This window comes from Acinetobacter brisouii CIP 110357 (assembly GCF_000488275.1).
GTDB lineage: Bacteria > Pseudomonadota > Gammaproteobacteria > Pseudomonadales > Moraxellaceae > Acinetobacter > Acinetobacter brisouii.
Map to the genome: position 1 here is coordinate 367,035 of NZ_KI530762.1, position 16,689 is coordinate 383,723.

At 43.5% G+C, this 16,689-nt stretch carries 14 protein-coding genes, 2 tRNA genes and 3 rRNA genes; 12 read left to right on the plus strand and 7 right to left on the minus strand.

Annotation, left to right across the window (positions count from 1 at the left end):
• Positions 1 to 5: 5 nt before the first annotated feature.
• The 8 genes from pssA to P255_RS01850 all read left to right on the plus strand — a co-directional run bounded on the left by pssA (position 6) and on the right by P255_RS01850 (position 8,219).
• Positions 6 to 821, plus strand: coding sequence for a CDP-diacylglycerol--serine O-phosphatidyltransferase (pssA, locus tag P255_RS01815; protein ID WP_004899430.1), 816 nt, complete (start codon positions 6 to 8; stop codon positions 819 to 821).
• Positions 822 to 850: 29 nt separating this feature from the next.
• Positions 851 to 1,915: a DUF6670 family protein gene (locus P255_RS01820; protein WP_004899433.1), complete on the plus strand. Its 1,065-nt coding sequence runs from the start codon at positions 851 to 853 to the stop codon at positions 1,913 to 1,915.
• Between the two features lie 419 nt (positions 1,916 to 2,334).
• Positions 2,335 to 3,872: ribosomal RNA gene (locus P255_RS01825) — 16S ribosomal RNA — on the plus strand.
• Between the two features lie 60 nt (positions 3,873 to 3,932).
• A tRNA-Ile gene (locus P255_RS01830) sits at positions 3,933 to 4,009 on the plus strand.
• 33 nt (positions 4,010 to 4,042) lie between these two features.
• Positions 4,043 to 4,118 (plus strand) — tRNA-Ala (locus P255_RS01835).
• A gap of 363 nt (positions 4,119 to 4,481) precedes the next feature.
• Positions 4,482 to 7,373: ribosomal RNA gene (locus P255_RS01840) — 23S ribosomal RNA — on the plus strand.
• Between the two features lie 213 nt (positions 7,374 to 7,586).
• Positions 7,587 to 7,701 (plus strand): 5S ribosomal RNA (rrf, locus tag P255_RS01845).
• The 16S, 23S and 5S rRNA genes sit together here with 2 tRNA genes alongside, the layout of an rRNA operon.
• Before the next feature lie 194 nt (positions 7,702 to 7,895).
• Positions 7,896 to 8,219, plus strand: coding sequence for a cupin domain-containing protein (locus P255_RS01850; protein WP_004903052.1), 324 nt, complete (start codon positions 7,896 to 7,898; stop codon positions 8,217 to 8,219).
• A gap of 170 nt (positions 8,220 to 8,389) precedes the next feature.
• Here the strand turns inward: P255_RS01850 and P255_RS01855 are convergent, their stop codons facing one another.
• Positions 8,390 to 9,772: a dihydrolipoyl dehydrogenase gene (locus tag P255_RS01855; protein ID WP_004903053.1), complete on the minus strand. Its 1,383-nt coding sequence runs from the start codon at positions 9,770 to 9,772 to the stop codon at positions 8,390 to 8,392.
• 272 nt (positions 9,773 to 10,044) lie between these two features.
• Positions 10,045 to 10,380, minus strand: coding sequence for a protein tyrosine phosphatase family protein (locus P255_RS01860; protein WP_004754130.1), 336 nt, complete (start codon positions 10,378 to 10,380; stop codon positions 10,045 to 10,047).
• Between the two features lie 200 nt (positions 10,381 to 10,580).
• Here P255_RS01860 and trxC point away from each other — a divergent pair, with 200 nt between their 5' ends.
• The gene (trxC, locus tag P255_RS01865; RefSeq protein WP_004903055.1) at positions 10,581 to 11,006 is read left to right on the plus strand and encodes a thioredoxin TrxC; all 426 of its coding nucleotides are present in this window, start codon (positions 10,581 to 10,583) and stop codon (positions 11,004 to 11,006) included.
• Positions 11,007 to 11,069: 63 nt separating this feature from the next.
• Entirely contained in the window at positions 11,070 to 11,438 is a 369-nt protein-coding gene (locus tag P255_RS01870) for an acyl-CoA thioesterase (protein ID WP_162183192.1), read from the plus strand.
• Positions 11,439 to 11,496: 58 nt separating this feature from the next.
• On the opposite strand, the gene P255_RS01875 is transcribed toward P255_RS01870, so the two are convergent.
• Positions 11,497 to 11,985: a YajQ family cyclic di-GMP-binding protein gene (locus P255_RS01875; protein WP_004903058.1), complete on the minus strand. Its 489-nt coding sequence runs from the start codon at positions 11,983 to 11,985 to the stop codon at positions 11,497 to 11,499.
• Between the two features lie 90 nt (positions 11,986 to 12,075).
• Between P255_RS01875 and P255_RS01880 the strand changes: the two genes are divergently transcribed.
• Complete coding sequence (locus P255_RS01880) at positions 12,076 to 12,387, plus strand: rhodanese-like domain-containing protein (RefSeq protein WP_004903060.1); 312 nt, start codon at positions 12,076 to 12,078, stop codon at positions 12,385 to 12,387.
• Between the two features lie 62 nt (positions 12,388 to 12,449).
• Here the strand turns inward: P255_RS01880 and mnmC are convergent, their stop codons facing one another.
• Genes mnmC through P255_RS01900 form a run of 4 tightly spaced genes read right to left on the minus strand, consistent with a single transcriptional unit; the run spans position 12,450 to position 15,780 of the window.
• Positions 12,450 to 14,327: a bifunctional tRNA (5-methylaminomethyl-2-thiouridine)(34)-methyltransferase MnmC2/FAD-dependent 5-carboxymethylaminomethyl-2-thiouridine(34) oxidoreductase MnmC1 gene (gene mnmC, locus P255_RS01885; protein WP_004903062.1), complete on the minus strand. Its 1,878-nt coding sequence runs from the start codon at positions 14,325 to 14,327 to the stop codon at positions 12,450 to 12,452.
• Between the two features lie 17 nt (positions 14,328 to 14,344).
• Positions 14,345 to 14,845: an SH3 domain-containing protein gene (locus tag P255_RS01890; RefSeq protein ID WP_004903064.1), complete on the minus strand. Its 501-nt coding sequence runs from the start codon at positions 14,843 to 14,845 to the stop codon at positions 14,345 to 14,347.
• 4 nt (positions 14,846 to 14,849) lie between these two features.
• On the minus strand, positions 14,850 to 15,152 hold the full coding sequence (locus P255_RS01895) for a YciI family protein (RefSeq protein ID WP_004903066.1): 303 nt from the start codon (positions 15,150 to 15,152) through the stop codon (positions 14,850 to 14,852).
• Positions 15,153 to 15,165: 13 nt separating this feature from the next.
• Positions 15,166 to 15,780, minus strand: coding sequence for a septation protein IspZ (locus P255_RS01900; RefSeq protein ID WP_004903068.1), 615 nt, complete (start codon positions 15,778 to 15,780; stop codon positions 15,166 to 15,168).
• Between the two features lie 44 nt (positions 15,781 to 15,824).
• Between P255_RS01900 and P255_RS01905 the strand changes: the two genes are divergently transcribed.
• On the plus strand, positions 15,825 to 16,676 hold the full coding sequence (locus tag P255_RS01905) for a PHP domain-containing protein (RefSeq protein WP_004903069.1): 852 nt from the start codon (positions 15,825 to 15,827) through the stop codon (positions 16,674 to 16,676).
• Positions 16,677 to 16,689 lie beyond the last annotated feature (13 nt).

Here is a 16,689-nt window from a genome sequence, read left to right on the forward strand (position 1 = left end):
ACAACATGACCAATGTGCCCAAACACAACGGAGATTGCTCAGATGATGCTTATGATGGGCTGACATTTGAAGTCATCGAAGAAGAAGATACGCATGAAGGGCAGCGCATCAAGCGGCGCGGGATTTATTTATGGCCTAACCTGATTACAACAGCAGCATTGTTGTCTGGATTTTATTCGATTATTTCGAGTATGGACGGCCAATTTATACATGCGATTTATGCCATATTTCTTGCAGCATTGTTCGATGGGCTTGATGGTCGTGTGGCACGGGCAATTGGTGCACAAAGTGCTTTTGGTGAGCAATTTGATTCACTTTCCGATTTGATCGCTTTTGGCCTTGCTCCTGCAATTTTGATGTATAGCTGGAGTTTGCACGGTTTGGGGCGTATAGGCTTGGCTTGTTGTTTTGTCTACACTGCGTGTGCGGCCTTTCGTCTGGCACGTTTCAACGTACAAATCGGCGTGGTCGACAAGCGCTACTTTATTGGTGTTGCAAGCCCTTTAGCTGCAATTTTAGTGATCTGTTTGGTTTGGGTTAGTCGTGATTATTCATATGTCTTTCATGTCAAAGAATTATCCACTCAAATCGGATATGCGATCTTTATGGTTGTCGTTGGCTTGCTCATGATTTCCAATATGAAGTATTACTCGTTTAAACAGATGGATCGTAAACGTGTACCTTTTGTGGTGATGTTGCCTGTAGTACTGATTTTGGCTGCAATGACCTATAACATCCCCGTTGGTATACTGGTGGTTGCAAGTATTTACGCGCTTTCAGGCATAGTGACTACTTTTTTAGCCAGGAAAAAAGTAACATAAAAATAAACGCCAAGCTCAAGGAGGTTGTAATGAAGTGGAACAGTTTTTCCAAGTCTGCCAAACAGCCTCCAAGCCTTGCAAAATTACAATGGTTGCCAAACGTCCAATATAAAACACTACATTATGGTTTGGTTTTTCTCAATTTACCTCCGCCACTCTATTATCTAAATTTCTTAACTTTGCTTGGCGTTCCCAATATTCCCGTTCTCTATAATCCATCTGAAATTACGACGACAGAGCTAGATACAGCTTTGGTTTTTAATTCTTGTAGCCTAAATCATTTGAGTTGTTTACATAGTTATTCGATTCAGGATGAATGTGGGCAAACACCAGAATTTCTGGACTTCGCACAAAATATAAAAATTATTAAAAATCTAAATAGCTTAAAGCTGATTCAGCAACATAGTGAATTACAGTTTGAACTCAATATTCAGTTGCATGCACCTAAGTATAAAAATCATCTATTCAATTTGGGTATTGCAGAACAATGGCTTTGCCCGATTGAGATGCAAGGAATATTGAGCGATAAACATCAACACTATCAGATTCAAACTACAGGATTATGGAGTTATGCCCGCACAGTTCAGCTGCCATTCTGGAACTGGCATTTTTATACACGACAAATCATACAGGTCGAACAGTGGCAATTTATTTTTTATCAGGTTCGTAACCGATTTAACCAAATTATTCATAGTAAACTTATTGTTTTTGACTTACAGCAGCAAAAAACTCAGGTATATAACCGAGATGTAGAATTTGAAATTGCCAGAGTCTATCCTAAGGTTATCACTCCAAATGGTTTGAGTATGTATTTGCCACGCGAATTTTCATGGCATTTACAGCATTCTCAAATTCAATTGCAGCTTTTTGCAACGGCACGAGGCGATTATAAGTTTGGATTTGGTGCAGGGTATGTTGGTAGCTTTAGCTATAATCTTAAATTTAATCAAAAAAATTACCAGTCTGACGCGGGTTATTGTGAATATGTTGATTGCCGTGCATTGAAATGGCAAGAAATAGACCGCTCTGAAAAAGAATTTTTATTTCATTTAGCTCAAAATTTAGCCTTCCAGCCATTAAAAACCCCGAAATAGGCTAAAAAAGAGGCAGGTGAATAGAAATATTGAAGAATGGGGTTGCGTTAGAATGGTTATGGTCTATAATGCGTATCCATCGGCGGTGATGCAGATAAAAACTTGTTGATTAACAAGGGCTTAGCTAGATAGATAAGTTTTTAGTTGATTGAATGAGTTTTAAAAAATATCGAAATTACCTGTTGACTTTGTTTTAAAATAGAGTAACATAGCCGACCTAGCTTGATGATGACGAATCATCGAGAAGATCATTAAGAGAATTGGAAGAACAACTTGTGTGGATTTTTATCAGTTGATCAGTCGAATATATATTTCATTGATTGAATTGGTAGAAATTTCTCGAAGTTTATTTGAGCGAATTTTTAGTCAGTAAGATTAATGAGCCAGATTTAGCACTTTTAGTAAAGTGCAATGATTTTAAACTGAAGAGTTTGATCATGGCTCAGATTGAACGCTGGCGGCAGGCTTAACACATGCAAGTCGAGCGGAGCGAAGGTGCTTGCACCTTAGCTTAGCGGCGGACGGGTGAGTAATGCTTAGGAATCTGCCTATTAGTGGGGGACAACGTTTCGAAAGGAACGCTAATACCGCATACGTCCTACGGGAGAAAGCAGGGGATCTTCGGACCTTGTGCTAATAGATGAGCCTAAGTCGGATTAGCTAGTTGGTGGGGTAAAGGCCTACCAAGGCGACGATCTGTAGCGGGTCTGAGAGGATGATCCGCCACACTGGGACTGAGACACGGCCCAGACTCCTACGGGAGGCAGCAGTGGGGAATATTGGACAATGGGCGAAAGCCTGATCCAGCCATGCCGCGTGTGTGAAGAAGGCCTTTTGGTTGTAAAGCACTTTAAGCGAGGAGGAGGCTTCTTTGGTTAATACCCAAAGTAAGTGGACGTTACTCGCAGAATAAGCACCGGCTAACTCTGTGCCAGCAGCCGCGGTAATACAGAGGGTGCAAGCGTTAATCGGATTTACTGGGCGTAAAGCGTGCGTAGGCGGCTAATTAAGTCAAATGTGAAATCCCCGAGCTTAACTTGGGAATTGCATTCGATACTGGTTAGCTAGAGTATGGGAGAGGATGGTAGAATTCCAGGTGTAGCGGTGAAATGCGTAGAGATCTGGAGGAATACCGATGGCGAAGGCAGCCATCTGGCCTAATACTGACGCTGAGGTACGAAAGCATGGGGAGCAAACAGGATTAGATACCCTGGTAGTCCATGCCGTAAACGATGTCTACTAGCCGTTGGGGTCTTTGAGACCTTAGTGGCGCAGCTAACGCGATAAGTAGACCGCCTGGGGAGTACGGTCGCAAGACTAAAACTCAAATGAATTGACGGGGGCCCGCACAAGCGGTGGAGCATGTGGTTTAATTCGATGCAACGCGAAGAACCTTACCTGGCCTTGACATACTAAGAACTTTCCAGAGATGGATTGGTGCCTTCGGGAACTTAGATACAGGTGCTGCATGGCTGTCGTCAGCTCGTGTCGTGAGATGTTGGGTTAAGTCCCGCAACGAGCGCAACCCTTTTCCTTATTTGCCAGCGAGTAATGTCGGGAACTTTAAGGATACTGCCAGTGACAAACTGGAGGAAGGCGGGGACGACGTCAAGTCATCATGGCCCTTACGGCCAGGGCTACACACGTGCTACAATGGTCGGTACAAAGGGTTGCTACCTAGCGATAGGATGCTAATCTCAAAAAGCCGATCGTAGTCCGGATTGGAGTCTGCAACTCGACTCCATGAAGTCGGAATCGCTAGTAATCGCGGATCAGAATGCCGCGGTGAATACGTTCCCGGGCCTTGTACACACCGCCCGTCACACCATGGGAGTTTGTTGCACCAGAAGTAGCTAGCCTAACAGCAATGAGGGCGGTTACCACGGTGTGGCCGATGACTGGGGTGAAGTCGTAACAAGGTAGCCGTAGGGGAACCTGCGGCTGGATCACCTCCTTAACGAAAAGACGGATTGATTGGTAAGAATCCACAACAAGTTGTTCTTCTGGTATATCGAATGGGTCTGTAGCTCAGTTGGTTAGAGCACACGCTTGATAAGCGTGGGGTCACAAGTTCAAGTCTTGTCAGACCCACCAAAGACAATTCGATATAAATTGATGATATAAGCTGGGGACTTAGCTTAGTTGGTAGAGCGCCTGCTTTGCACGCAGGAGGTCAGGAGTTCGACTCTCCTAGTCTCCACCACGAATTCTGAAGATTAGAGTTCGAGCTAAAGATTACAGAATTTAGTAAGAGAAAAACCTGAAGGTTTTATTTTATTAACTTCTGTGATTTAAGTATCACGGTATTAGTGTGATCCGACGAGGGCACATTAACTCATTAACAGATTGGTAAAATTGAGTCTGAAATAAATTGTTCAACTCATTCATTCGAAAGAATGAAATGAGAACTAGCAAATTAACTGAATCAAGCGTTTTGGTATATGAATTAGATTGAAGCTGTACAGTGTTTAGATACACAGTACTTCAAACTGTAAGAGATTGATGAGAAATCATTGATCATGTCTTATTACTACTTGTAGGTAATAACGACTGTTTGGGGTTGTATAGTCAAGTAATTAAGTGCATGTGGTGGATGCCTTGGCAGTCAGAGGCGATGAAAGACGTGATAGCCTGCGAAAAGCTTCGGGGAGGCGGCAAATATCCTGTGATCCGGAGATGTCTGAATGGGGGAACCCACTTACCATAAGGTAGGTATTGCAACATGAATACATAGTGTTGCAAGGCGAACGAGGGGAAGTGAAACATCTCAGTACCCTTAGGAAAAGAAATCAATTGAGATTCCCTCAGTAGCGGCGAGCGAACGGGGATCAGCCCATTAAGTTATATGTGTTTTAGCGGAATGCTCTGGGAAGTGCAACCGTAGAGGGTGATAGTCCCGTACACGAAAGGGCACATATAATGATGACGAGTAAGGCGAGGCACGTGAAACCTTGTCTGAATATGGGGGGACCATCCTCCAAGGCTAAATACTCCTGACTGACCGATAGTGAACCAGTACCGTGAGGGAAAGGCGAAAAGAACCCCTGTGAGGGGAGTGAAATAGATCCTGAAACCGCATGCATACAAGCAGTGGGAGCACCTTCGTGGTGTGACTGCGTACCTTTTGTATAATGGGTCAGCGACTTATATTCAGTGGCGAGGTTAACCGTATAGGGGAGCCGTAGAGAAATCGAGTCTTAATAGGGCGTTTTAGTCGCTGGGTATAGACCCGAAACCGGGTGATCTATCCATGAGCAGGTTGAAGGTTGGGTAACACTAACTGGAGGACCGAACCCACCGTCGTTGAAAAGCCGGGGGATGACTTGTGGATAGGGGTGAAAGGCTAATCAAACTCGGTGATAGCTGGTTCTCCCCGAAAGCTATTTAGGTAGCGCCTCGGACGAATACCATAGGGGGTAGAGCACTGTTTCGGCTAGGGGGTCATCCCGACTTACCAAACCGATGCAAACTCCGAATACCTATGAGTACTATCCGGGAGACAGACTGCGGGTGCTAACGTCCGTAGTCAAGAGGAAAACAATCCAGACCGCCAGCTAAGGCCCCAAAATCATAGTTAAGTGGGAAACGATGTGGGAAGGCATAGACAGCTAGGAGGTTGGCTTAGAAGCAGCCACCCTTTAAAGAAAGCGTAATAGCTCACTAGTCGAGTCGGCCTGCGCGGAAGATGTAACGGGGCTAAAACTATGTGCCGAAGCTGCGGATTTGACATTAGTCAAGTGGTAGGGGAGCGTTCTGTAAGCCGATGAAGGTGGATTGAGAAGTCTGCTGGAGGTATCAGAAGTGCGAATGCTGACGTGAGTAACGACAAAACGGGTGAAAAACCCGTTCGCTGAAAGACCAAGGGTTCCAGTCCAACGTTAATCGGGGCTGGGTGAGTCGACCCCTAAGGCGAGGCCGAAAGGCGTAGTCGATGGGAAATTGGTTAATATTCCAATACTTCTGTGTAATGCGATGAGAGGACGGAGAAGGTTAGGTCAGCCTGGCGTTGGTTGTCCAGGTGAAAGACAGTAGGCATGCATCTTAGGCAAATCCGGGGTGCTCTATGCTGAGAGTTGATAGCAAGCTGTACTTGTACAGTGAAGTGGCTGATACCATGCTTCCAAGAAAAGTCTCTAAGCTTCAGTTACACAGGAATCGTACCCTAAACCGACACAGGTGGTCAGGTCGAGTAGACCAAAGCGCTTGAGAGAACTCTGCTGAAGGAACTAGGCAAAATGGTACCGTAACTTCGGGAGAAGGTACGCTGCTGACGGTGATTCCCCTTGCGGGATGAGCTATTGGCAGCCACAGAAACCAGGCCGCTGCAACTGTTTATTAAAAACATAGCACTCTGCAAACACGAAAGTGGACGTATAGGGTGTGATGCCTGCCCGGTGCTGGAAGGTTAATTGATGGGGTTAGCGTAAGCGAAGCTCTTGATCGAAGCCCCAGTAAACGGCGGCCGTAACTATAACGGTCCTAAGGTAGCGAAATTCCTTGTCGGGTAAGTTCCGACCTGCACGAATGGCATAATGATGGCGGCGCTGTCTCCAGCAGAGGCTCAGTGAAATCGAATTCGCCGTGAAGATGCGGTGTACCCGCGGCTAGACGGAAAGACCCCGTGAACCTTTACTGCAGCTTGACATTGAACTTTGATCTTACTTGTGTAGGATAGGTGGGAGGCTTTGAAGTTGGGACGCCAGTTCCAATGGAGCCATCCTTGAAATACCACCCTGGTAATATTGAGGTTCTAACTCTGTCCCGTGATCCGGGACGAGGACCATGTCTGGTGGGTAGTTTGACTGGGGCGGTCTCCTCCTAAAGAGTAACGGAGGAGTACGAAGGTGCGCTCAGCGTGGTCGGAAATCACGCGTAGAGTATAAAGGCAAAAGCGCGCTTAACTGCGAGACCCACAAGTCGAGCAGGTACGAAAGTAGGTCTTAGTGATCCGGTGGTTCTGTATGGAAGGGCCATCGCTCAACGGATAAAAGGTACTCTGGGGATAACAGGCTGATACCGCCCAAGAGTTCATATCGACGGCGGTGTTTGGCACCTCGATGTCGGCTCATCTCATCCTGGGGCTGAAGCAGGTCCCAAGGGTATGGCTGTTCGCCATTTAAAGAGGTACGCGAGCTGGGTTTAGAACGTCGTGAGACAGTTCGGTCCCTATCTACCGTGGGCGCTGGAAATTTGAGAGGATCTGCTCCTAGTACGAGAGGACCAGAGTGGACGAACCTCTGGTGTACCGGTTGTGACGCCAGTCGCATCGCCGGGTAGCTATGTTCGGAAGGGATAACCGCTGAAAGCATCTAAGCGGGAAGCCTACCTCAAGATAAGATTTCCCTAGGAATTTATTCCTCTAAAGAGCCGTTCGAGACTAGGACGTTGATAGGTTGGGTGTGGAAGCATAGTGATATGTGAAGCTGACCAATACTAATTGCTCGTGAGGCTTGACTATACAACACCCAAGCAGTTGTATATAAAGCTTAAATCGATTCATAAAAGATCAGTTAAATCTGATCTGAAACAAAGAACTTGATTTAGTAAACGCTAGAACATAAAATTCGACTCAGTTAACCAATTTGTTAATAACTCATTTGGTACACAGTACGGTAGCAACAAGATCAACATGATCTGAGCATAAAACCCGAAAATGTCCATAAACAGTTGTGCTGGCGACCATAGCAAGAGTGAACCACCTGATCCCTTCCCGAACTCAGAAGTGAAACCTCTTAGCGCTGATGGTAGTGTGGGGTTACCCATGTGAGAGTAAGTCATCGCCAGCTCATTATTCTAAGCACCCCCTGACTCAATAGAGCAGGGGGTGCTTTTTTATTCGGGAAGAAAAATTAAATAATTTTTATCATTACTCTATATTGTGGTTAAAAATAGATTAAGAACTTGCCATAGTTATGTTGAACGCTAGCTTTCAACAACCATTCACCCATGCTTCATTCATCACATCATGTAAAGTTTTACTATGAATTCATTTAACATATTTGATTCACTTCCAAAAGATCTAAGTTCAGAAGTGTTTGAGGACATTGTTCATTCTTCAACAGTAAGAATTGAGCGTATAGTTTCAAAAGGGCATTGCTCACCCGAGATAGGTTGGTACGATCAGGATGAGAATGAATGGGTCATGATTGTTGAAGGAGAAGCTGTTTTGGAATTCGATGATGGCTCAAAATGTAAGTTGTCTACTGGTGATTACATAAATATTCCTGCCCATGTCAAACATAAGGTGATCTGGACAAATCCAAATCAAATTACCATTTGGCTTGCGGTCTTCTATAAGTCGTAAACAATGATATAAAAAGCCATTTAAGTAGCTACTCTCAACTCTAGTATTAGATTTTCATTGAATTTATATGTGAATACATTAAAAAATAAAGAAAGAGAGCCTAAATTTTATCAATTAAGCTAATTGCTTTTCTGATTATTAAAATAGTCCTCCAAACGTCAAAAAACTCTTTACAGAGCATTTAATTGACGCCGAGCATGCTTCAATGCAGTTCTTAAGCCTTCTTCCAAGGTTGGATGATAAAACGGTTTTTCTAAAATTTCATCAATTGTGAGCTGTTCGGAAATGACCCAGTTGAGCAAATGTGCCAAATGTTCGGCTGCTTCGACCAGTAATTCTGCACCAAGTAACTGGTTATTTTGGGGGGCAACATATACCTCAATCGCCCCTTGGTTTTTGCCCAAAACTAAAGCTCGTGCTTGTTTTGTATAAGAGGCTGTACCAACAATAAAGGGAATATTTTTTGTTTGAAGTTCTTTATAGCTTTGTCCCACGCTTGCCATTTCAGGAGAACAAAAAACAATATTTAAAGGCGTTAAGGTCTTAATATTTTGAATATTTGGGTAATTTAAGCAGTTATGTACAACCATTTTACCTTCATGCGCTGCTTCATGTTGAACAGGAGTAGAGGTTGCCGCATCGCCAACAATAAAAATCGGGTAATTGCTAAGTTGTCGGGTTTTTTCATCAATCTGGAGTTGTTTGATATCCTGAAAACTTGCTTCAATATTTGCAAGTTGCAGGCTTGGTAGCAATGAGCGTCGACCTGTAGCATTTAATAAATAATCTACATGAAGTGTTTGAGGTTGTTGTTGCTGTGTATATTGAATCTCAACCTTCTGGTCAGCATTTAATCGTACAGTGTCTGGTAAGGTTTCAAATAGAATATTCAGCTCTTTGCTGAGTTCTTGTTGAGCCAGTTGTTGTAGTGTTGGGCTGGTTAATTGCCCAATGCGTTTACTCCGTGCAAAAATGGTGGTTTTCACACCTAAACGCTGCAAAGCTTGTGCTAGCTCAATAGCAATAATACCACTTCCCACCACAGCAATAGATTGAGGAAGGGTCTTGAGTTCAAAGATCTGGTCTGAGGTGAGATGGCGTTCGCCTAATGTGGTTTGCCATGTTGTATTGATATTCGGTGTGGAGCCGACTGCAAGAATAAAACTTTTCGCCTGATAGCATTGTCCATTCACCTGAACTGTCTGGGAATCTACAAAATGAGCCTGCCCATTGATTTTATGTGCAGGATTCCAACTGTCTACATCTTTGAGTGTTGCATGCGTAAAACGATCACGTAATTGACGCACATGTGACATGACTTGATCAGTTTGAGCTGTGATAGTTGCCTGAATGGCAACTCGATCTAGATGCTGCGCCGCATGGAGTTGATTGGCGCAGGAAATTAAGGCTTTACTGGGCATGCATCCAACACGGGCACAGGTTGTGTCCCAAGTACCTGCATTAATAATTAACAGGTTTTGCGTGTATTTAATCGCTTCCTTATAAGCACTAATACCTGCTGTGCCAGCACCAATAATAATTAAGTCGTACATGTTGTTATTCTAACGTATGGATTCCTTTATAGAACTATAAAGGATATTCACGGCTTTCCAGATTGTGGATTGCATTTTTTAACAATACTGCGTTTTAAATGCTGGTGCCGATCATAATGCTGGCTCTTGGCTTGGCAGTATCCATGCTATTGCAGGCGGTGAGTAATATCAGACAACTGAAGCTGAGTACAATCCATTTCATGAGCATGATCCTCCAAATCTGCATTTAAAATCCTCCTGTATTGCAAGATTGCAATACAGGGAGTCTGGATTTAATCGTCAAGCAAATCCATTTGTTTGGCAAGTTGGTATAAGTTGTTTGAACGGTTACCTGTACGGCAGAACATTAAAATCGGTTTTGGTAACTCATTGTAATGATTTGCAAAAGTACGTACATCTAGCTCTGTGATTTGCCCTGCAACAACAGGTTGATAGACATAGTCTAGACCGGCTTGGCGTGCAGCTTCTTCGATTTGTGCACTGGTTGGCTGCTCAGCACCACCTTCTAAATCTGGGCGGTTGTTGACGATAGATTTAAAGCCTTTTTCTACAATTTGTGCAACGTGTTCAGGGGCGATCTGTCCTGCAAAACCGACATTTTCAGTCATGCTTAACTCCAACTGGGTTTGATTTTGATTGGTTTATCATAGCATTAACCTTATTGTGATAGCGCAAACTCTCGCTGTAATTTGATGATGAAACGTTAAATCAGGTTAAGGTTAGGTGATTTTTTCTTGGGCTAAGTGTTTTAATTTTGAGGTTTTACCCTCATTGTTATAGCAATAAAGATAATTGAGGAGATTGGCTCATGATCGTGGTATGTCCAAGCTGTTTAGCTAAAAATCGTGTGCCTGAAGAAAAACTGGCAGCACAGCCACATTGTGGTCAGTGCCATCAGGTTTTATTGCCATTGGCGCCGATTGAACTGAATGAGCAAAATTTCAGTACAATTTTACAAAACAGTGATTTGCCGATTTTTATTGATTTATGGGCGGATTGGTGTGGTCCATGCAAGATGATGGCTCCGCATTTTGCTGAAGTTGCCAAGCAGTACCCCAATGTGATTTTTGCCAAGATTAATACCGAGCAGAATCCACGCTTAAGTCAGGCATTTCATGTTCGTAGTATTCCGACATTAGTTTTGATGAATAAAACCAACGAAATTGGTAGAATAAGTGGTGCATTACGTTCTAGCGAATTAAAGCAATGGCTAGATCAACAACTAATGAAATAGGGAGCAGAAGTGCCAAATTCAAGCATAAAACCAGAAGGAATATTGTCATTACAAACCATTGCCATGCCAGCAGATACAAACTGGAGTGGTGATGTTTTTGGCGGCTGGATTGTTTCACAGATGGATTTGGCGGGAGCTATTCATGCCGAGCGTTTTAGTAAGGGACGCTGTGCTACGATTTCTATTCATGAAATGACTTTTCTCGTGCCTGTGAAGGTCGGTGATGTCGTAAGCTGTTATACCAAGATTCTCAAGGTTGGTAATACCTCAATTCAGATGCAGATCGAAGTTTGGGACAGCCATGACAGCTCACGTGAACCGAAACGCATTACCCAAGGGTTATTTACCTTTGTCGCGGTCGATACAGAAGGGCATAAGCGCCAGATTCCAGAAGAAGTCAAACAGAAATTTTTAAGTCAGACAAAAGCTTAAATATGAGATGTTAAAAATCCCCGTAAAATGAACTACGGGGATTTTTTATACAACAATGTTAGTCTTTAAAGTTGTTAAACTGTAAAGGCAAACCGAATTGTTGTTCACGTAAATACGTCATGACCTGTTGCAGCGTATCGCGTTTTTTATCTGTAACACGAATTTTGTCGCCCTGAATTGATGATTGCGCTTTAATGCCGCTCTCTTTAATGGATTTATTAATTTTTTTCGCAGTATCTGAATCTAGCCCATCTTTGAGTTTGATCACCTGTACAACGTTTTTGCCAGAGGCTGTGGCTTTTTGTGGGTCAAGTGCCTGAACATCAATTTTACGTTTGTAAAAATGGTTTTCGAGCATGCTATAGACCTGTTCACATTGGAAATCGCTTTCAGTCGAAATTTTAATTTCTTTTGATTTTTCATTGAGTTCGATGGAAACATCCTGACCACGAAAATCAAAACGTGTTGCAATCTCTTTTTGTGTATTTTGTACAGCATGATTGACTTCAAATAGCTCAAGTTCAGATACAATATCAAATGATGGCATGTTGAGACCTTTACAAATGGATGAAATATTTGAGATGCTAAGAGGGTTTTCTTCATTTGCCAAGTGTTGTTTATATCAAAGGAGTGCGCAATGATCCGTAAACAAGAAATTACAACATTTGAGTTCCCAGAAGACGCGGTCATTTGGGATGTTCGTGATGCTGCTGCCTATGCAGAAGGTCATATCAAAGGGGCAATCAATCAGCCTATTAATGACTTGAATATCAGCTGCTTAACTCAAGTGGATGCGGGTCAGCCAATTTATATTCTTTGTGGCGGCGGCAGTAAAGCCCCACGTGCAGCTGAAAAACTGGAAGGTTTCGATAGCGCTCGTGAATATGTGATCCTAATGGGTGGAACACGTGCAGCAAAAGAGGCGGGTCTACCAATCGAACAAAATTAAAGCAAATAAAAACCGCACCTTAGCTAAAGGTGCGGTTTAAAGAAAAATAATCATAATAAATTTTACAATTCTTTTTCCTTGTTCGTTTTTACTTCCTGCACAAAATATGGTTTTTTGACTTTCTGTTTTTTATGAAAGCGCTGTACCTGTAATTTTTGACGTAAAGTCATCGGTACAGGACAAGCTTCTCCAAGAATCTCAGCCGCTAGAATCTCAGCACACAGCGGTGCATATAAAAAGCCTTTTGAACCTAATCCTGCAAAGCTATATACCTCACGTTCAGTATTCGGTTTACCTAGCAATGGAAAATAATCCTGACTTTGCGCGCGCACTGAAGCACGTCCTTGCCAATTCTTTATCTCTGGTAGTGTTGCGGCATATTCTGGGCTAAGCTGCCGCAACAATTCCAGATTATGCTGATGATCAGCTTCAAGAACATCAACATCATCCCGCTGCGGATGAAACGATGCTCCCAGAATCAGTTCTTGTACATTGAGCTGCATACAATAGCCACCATAGCTATAAGCCTGATCTATCGCTAAAGGTTGCGCTGCATTGTTAACCCAGCTGACTTGCCCGCGAATGGGTTTCAGTACAGGGTAGTTTTCAAAGAACTGAGCATTATCTAGCGCACAGCAGGCAATCACATGGTCGGCTTCAAGCCATACAGAGTGCTGTTGATCCAGCAACTGAACTGGCGTCTGATTACTCAATGCTGTGATGTGTTGTGGGTGAAAATGAATATTCTTATGTGCCAAAATCTCGTCACGCAGTTGATGTGGAGACACAGCACCGGCCTGAGTTAAAGTAATCCCTGAGAGCACGCTGTTCAATTCAGGATGCGTTTGTGCTGTCAGTAAATCTTCTGGATATTGGGCAGGCAGTTTTGCCAGTTCACCATTGGCTTTCAGATCAAACTGGCTAACCTGTAACGGGCGAAAGGCTTTAAATTGTGCATAATGCCGTAGGGCATATTGCCAGCTCACCAACATCAGATGTTCATGGCTTTGTTGAATCGGACAAAGCTTGGGATTGAGCAAGGCTAAAGGGTTGCCTGAGCCACCTGAGAGCGCACCATTCCCATCAAACAGATGTACCTTGTGACCACGTTGTGCAAAAGCCCATGCTGTAGATAAGCCTGCAATTCCTGCGCCTAATACCGCAATGGTTTTTTGAGCAGGTCTAGTTTGTTGCTGAGTCAGATGATCTTCACTTGCCCAAATGCCTTTGAGCATTTCCCGCTTATGCATAAAACCGCGTGGACGAGAAATCTGTATGCCGTGCTGTTTCAAGCCACGTTTGAGGATACCTGCAACACTAAACGAGGCAAAAGTTGTCCCGACATCTGACAGTCTGATAATTTGATCAAGAACATTTTGCTGCCACAGTTCAGGATTACATGAGGGTGCAAATCCATCTAAAAACCAAGCATTGACCTGACGGGTTTTGGGTATAACTGGAAACACGTCTTCGGCATCGCCTAGCCATAAATCTAGGCTAAAGCGTTCTTCTGGAAAATTAAGGCGATGACAGCCCGAAATCGGTAGGGGATATTGGGCAAGTAGCTGCTTAGCCAAAGGACGCAGCTCTTCCCATGCATTGAGCGCTCGAATCAAGTCAGGTTTAGACAGTGGAAATTTTTCGACACTGATGGCATGCAAATGGCTATGATTGTCAGGGCGAACCTGTTGCCACAATTGCCACAAGGCCAGAATATTCAGACCTGTACCAAAGCCTGTTTCACCGACACAAAAATAGGCATAATCATCAAGCTGTGCCAGACGTTCAGTTAAATCATTGCCATTTAAAAAAACATGTCGGGTTTCAAGTAAACCATTGTCTTTGGAAAAATATACATCGCCAAATTGTTTGGAAATAGGCACATCAATGCCATCGACCTGTTGCCAATCAAGCTCAGCCATTTCAATTGCACTAAACATGCAAAATTACCTCAGATTTACCACTGACGGCGACGTTTGGTATAAATATAACCTGCGAGCAGAAAGCCGATTAACACGCCAACGCCCATGGTCGCTGCACCATACATAAAGATTTGAGCGCTACGTTCACTTTGTAACACCTGAACCTGTACATTCAAATTGTCATTTTTAAGCTGGAGGGCTTGGTTTTGTGCTAACGCATCCAGATTGGCTTTTTCCAATTGCTGCATACGCGTCAATTGGTTTTTGACTAATGCTTTAATGCGAGCATCTTCTTCAGCTTTTTTCTGGGCAATTTGTGCAGGCGTCAGCTCCATAATCGGGGCAGGCTGATTGAGTTTGACAGCCGCAGGTTTGGCTGCGGGCTGTGCGGGTGTAGCAGGTTTTTGTGTTGTCGGTGGGGCTGTTGCTGTTGTACCCGTGGGTGCAGCAGCTTGCGGCTGAGTTGCTGTTTCAACAGCCCATGCTGAAGAACTAAGCAGAAGCAAGCTGAGTAAGCTTGGTACAACAACACGCATGATTTTATCCTTTTGGGAAAACTTGAATGAAAGGTTTAACGTCAACCTGACTATAAACCCCTGCTTTGAGATAAGGTTCTTCTTTCAGCCAGTCGTCGAGATCTTCACGAGAATCAAAATCAACGATCAGGGTGCTGCCATAAAATCCCGCTTGTGGATTACCTGGCTGTTTTGGCATAGGGCCCGCAACAATCAGACGACCTTCAGCATTGAGCTGTTCAAGTCGAGCTAGATGTGCAGGGCGGGATGCAATACGTTGTTCAAGAGTACCTTCATGGTCGGTACAGGATACTACAAATAAAGCCATAATCTTCTCTGATTTACTCTTCTGGAGATTTGAAATGTTTTCGTAATACGACAAACTGGATAATGATAAAAGAAAACATCACGATCATGTCACCAAATGCAGTAAATTCTCCCCAATATTTGCCATGTGCAAATAAAAAGGCGAAGAACACATGTAAACCTGACATCACCACAAACATTGCTGCCCATGCATAATTGAGTTTTTTCCATGCCGATGAGGTCAGTTCAAGGATGGGGCCAAACATGCGCTGGATGAGGGTACTGCGATCTTTGGTAAAAAATGGAGAGAGTGCAAATGCACCTGCAAACACCAGATTTAAAAGTGCGGCTTTGAGACGAATATAAAAATCATCGCTCAAGAGTAAGGTGACGCCCCCAAAAATCACCGTCATAAACAGCACGATCCATTGCTGTTTATCTAAACGGAATTTCTGGAAAACAAATAATGCACCGTAAACCACTAACATGGAAATAATCAGACCTGTGGTTGCTGCCAGAATATTATTATTATCGATCCCGCCTGGTGAACCAATCAAAGTGAGTAAAGGATGATGTTTGTCGGTCGGATCAACAGTCTTATATAAGTAAAAGAAAATAATGAGCGGCACAAAGTCTAAAAGTGCTTTCATGTTAGAGTATCTAATCCAGTTTCGAGAATGGCATAGTATAAAATATGCAGGTGATAGATTTACATACACATAGCAACATTTCTGATGGGACTTTGTCACCAGAAGCGCTTTTGGCACTGGCTGCCGAACGTAATATTGATGTGCTTGCCTTAACCGATCATGATTCGATGCAAGGAATTCAACGGGCAAAACAGGCGGCTGAGCAATATGGCATCTCGTTAATTTCGGGTGTGGAAATTTCCAGCCAGTGGTCACGTCCTGCCACTAAGAAAAGCTATAGTGTGCATATTGTCGCGCTGAATATGCAAAATCCTGAATCTTTAGAATATGTTTTAGAACAACAGCAACAAATTCGGGCTGAACGTGCCCAGCTTATTTGCGAAAAATTGCAGCAATTGGTCAAAATTGATTTATATCCTGAAATTTTACTGGAAGTTGAGCAACAGCCTGATCGGATTACCCGTAGTCATATTGCTAAAGCCTTACTCAAAAATGGTGTGGTCAGCCGTTTGCAGCAAGCTTTTGACCGCTTCTTAAAAGAAGGTAAGCCTGCGTATGTCAAGTTTGATGGTTTGAGTATTCAGGATACCGTACAGGCGATTCATGAAGCACAGGGTTTTGCGGTACTGGCGCATCCGACCCGTTATGATTTGTCTGCGACCAATACCCGATATTTGATTGATTTATTTGCCCAAAGTGCAGGAGATGCTGTTGAGCTTGCACCTGAAATAGACTCGCTGTCGACTCGGCAAATGGTTGATCGCATGATTGCGCAAAACAATTTAAAGGTTTCTATCGGTAGTGATTTTCACGGTGAACATATGCCATGGCTCAAGCTTGGACAGGCACCACGACCGCGACCTGAACAGGTGGGGATCTGGGAAGATTTTCGCTAAGTCTGGGTTATGG

Coding starts and splice junctions, on each gene's coding strand:
- pssA (WP_004899430.1), top strand. CDS start 6: ATGACCAATGTGCCCAAACACAACGGAGATTGCTCAGATGATGCTTAT.
- P255_RS01820 (WP_004899433.1), top strand. CDS start 851: ATGAAGTGGAACAGTTTTTCCAAGTCTGCCAAACAGCCTCCAAGCCTT.
- P255_RS01850 (WP_004903052.1), top strand. CDS start 7,896: ATGAATTCATTTAACATATTTGATTCACTTCCAAAAGATCTAAGTTCA.
- P255_RS01855 (WP_004903053.1), bottom strand. CDS start 9,772: ATGTACGACTTAATTATTATTGGTGCTGGCACAGCAGGTATTAGTGCT.
- P255_RS01860 (WP_004754130.1), bottom strand. CDS start 10,380: ATGACTGAAAATGTCGGTTTTGCAGGACAGATCGCCCCTGAACACGTT.
- trxC (WP_004903055.1), top strand. CDS start 10,581: ATGATCGTGGTATGTCCAAGCTGTTTAGCTAAAAATCGTGTGCCTGAA.
- P255_RS01870 (WP_162183192.1), top strand. CDS start 11,070: ATGCCAGCAGATACAAACTGGAGTGGTGATGTTTTTGGCGGCTGGATT.
- P255_RS01875 (WP_004903058.1), bottom strand. CDS start 11,985: ATGCCATCATTTGATATTGTATCTGAACTTGAGCTATTTGAAGTCAAT.
- P255_RS01880 (WP_004903060.1), top strand. CDS start 12,076: ATGATCCGTAAACAAGAAATTACAACATTTGAGTTCCCAGAAGACGCG.
- mnmC (WP_004903062.1), bottom strand. CDS start 14,327: ATGTTTAGTGCAATTGAAATGGCTGAGCTTGATTGGCAACAGGTCGAT.
- P255_RS01890 (WP_004903064.1), bottom strand. CDS start 14,845: ATGCGTGTTGTTGTACCAAGCTTACTCAGCTTGCTTCTGCTTAGTTCT.
- P255_RS01895 (WP_004903066.1), bottom strand. CDS start 15,152: ATGGCTTTATTTGTAGTATCCTGTACCGACCATGAAGGTACTCTTGAA.
- P255_RS01900 (WP_004903068.1), bottom strand. CDS start 15,780: ATGAAAGCACTTTTAGACTTTGTGCCGCTCATTATTTTCTTTTACTTA.
- P255_RS01905 (WP_004903069.1), top strand. CDS start 15,825: ATGCAGGTGATAGATTTACATACACATAGCAACATTTCTGATGGGACT.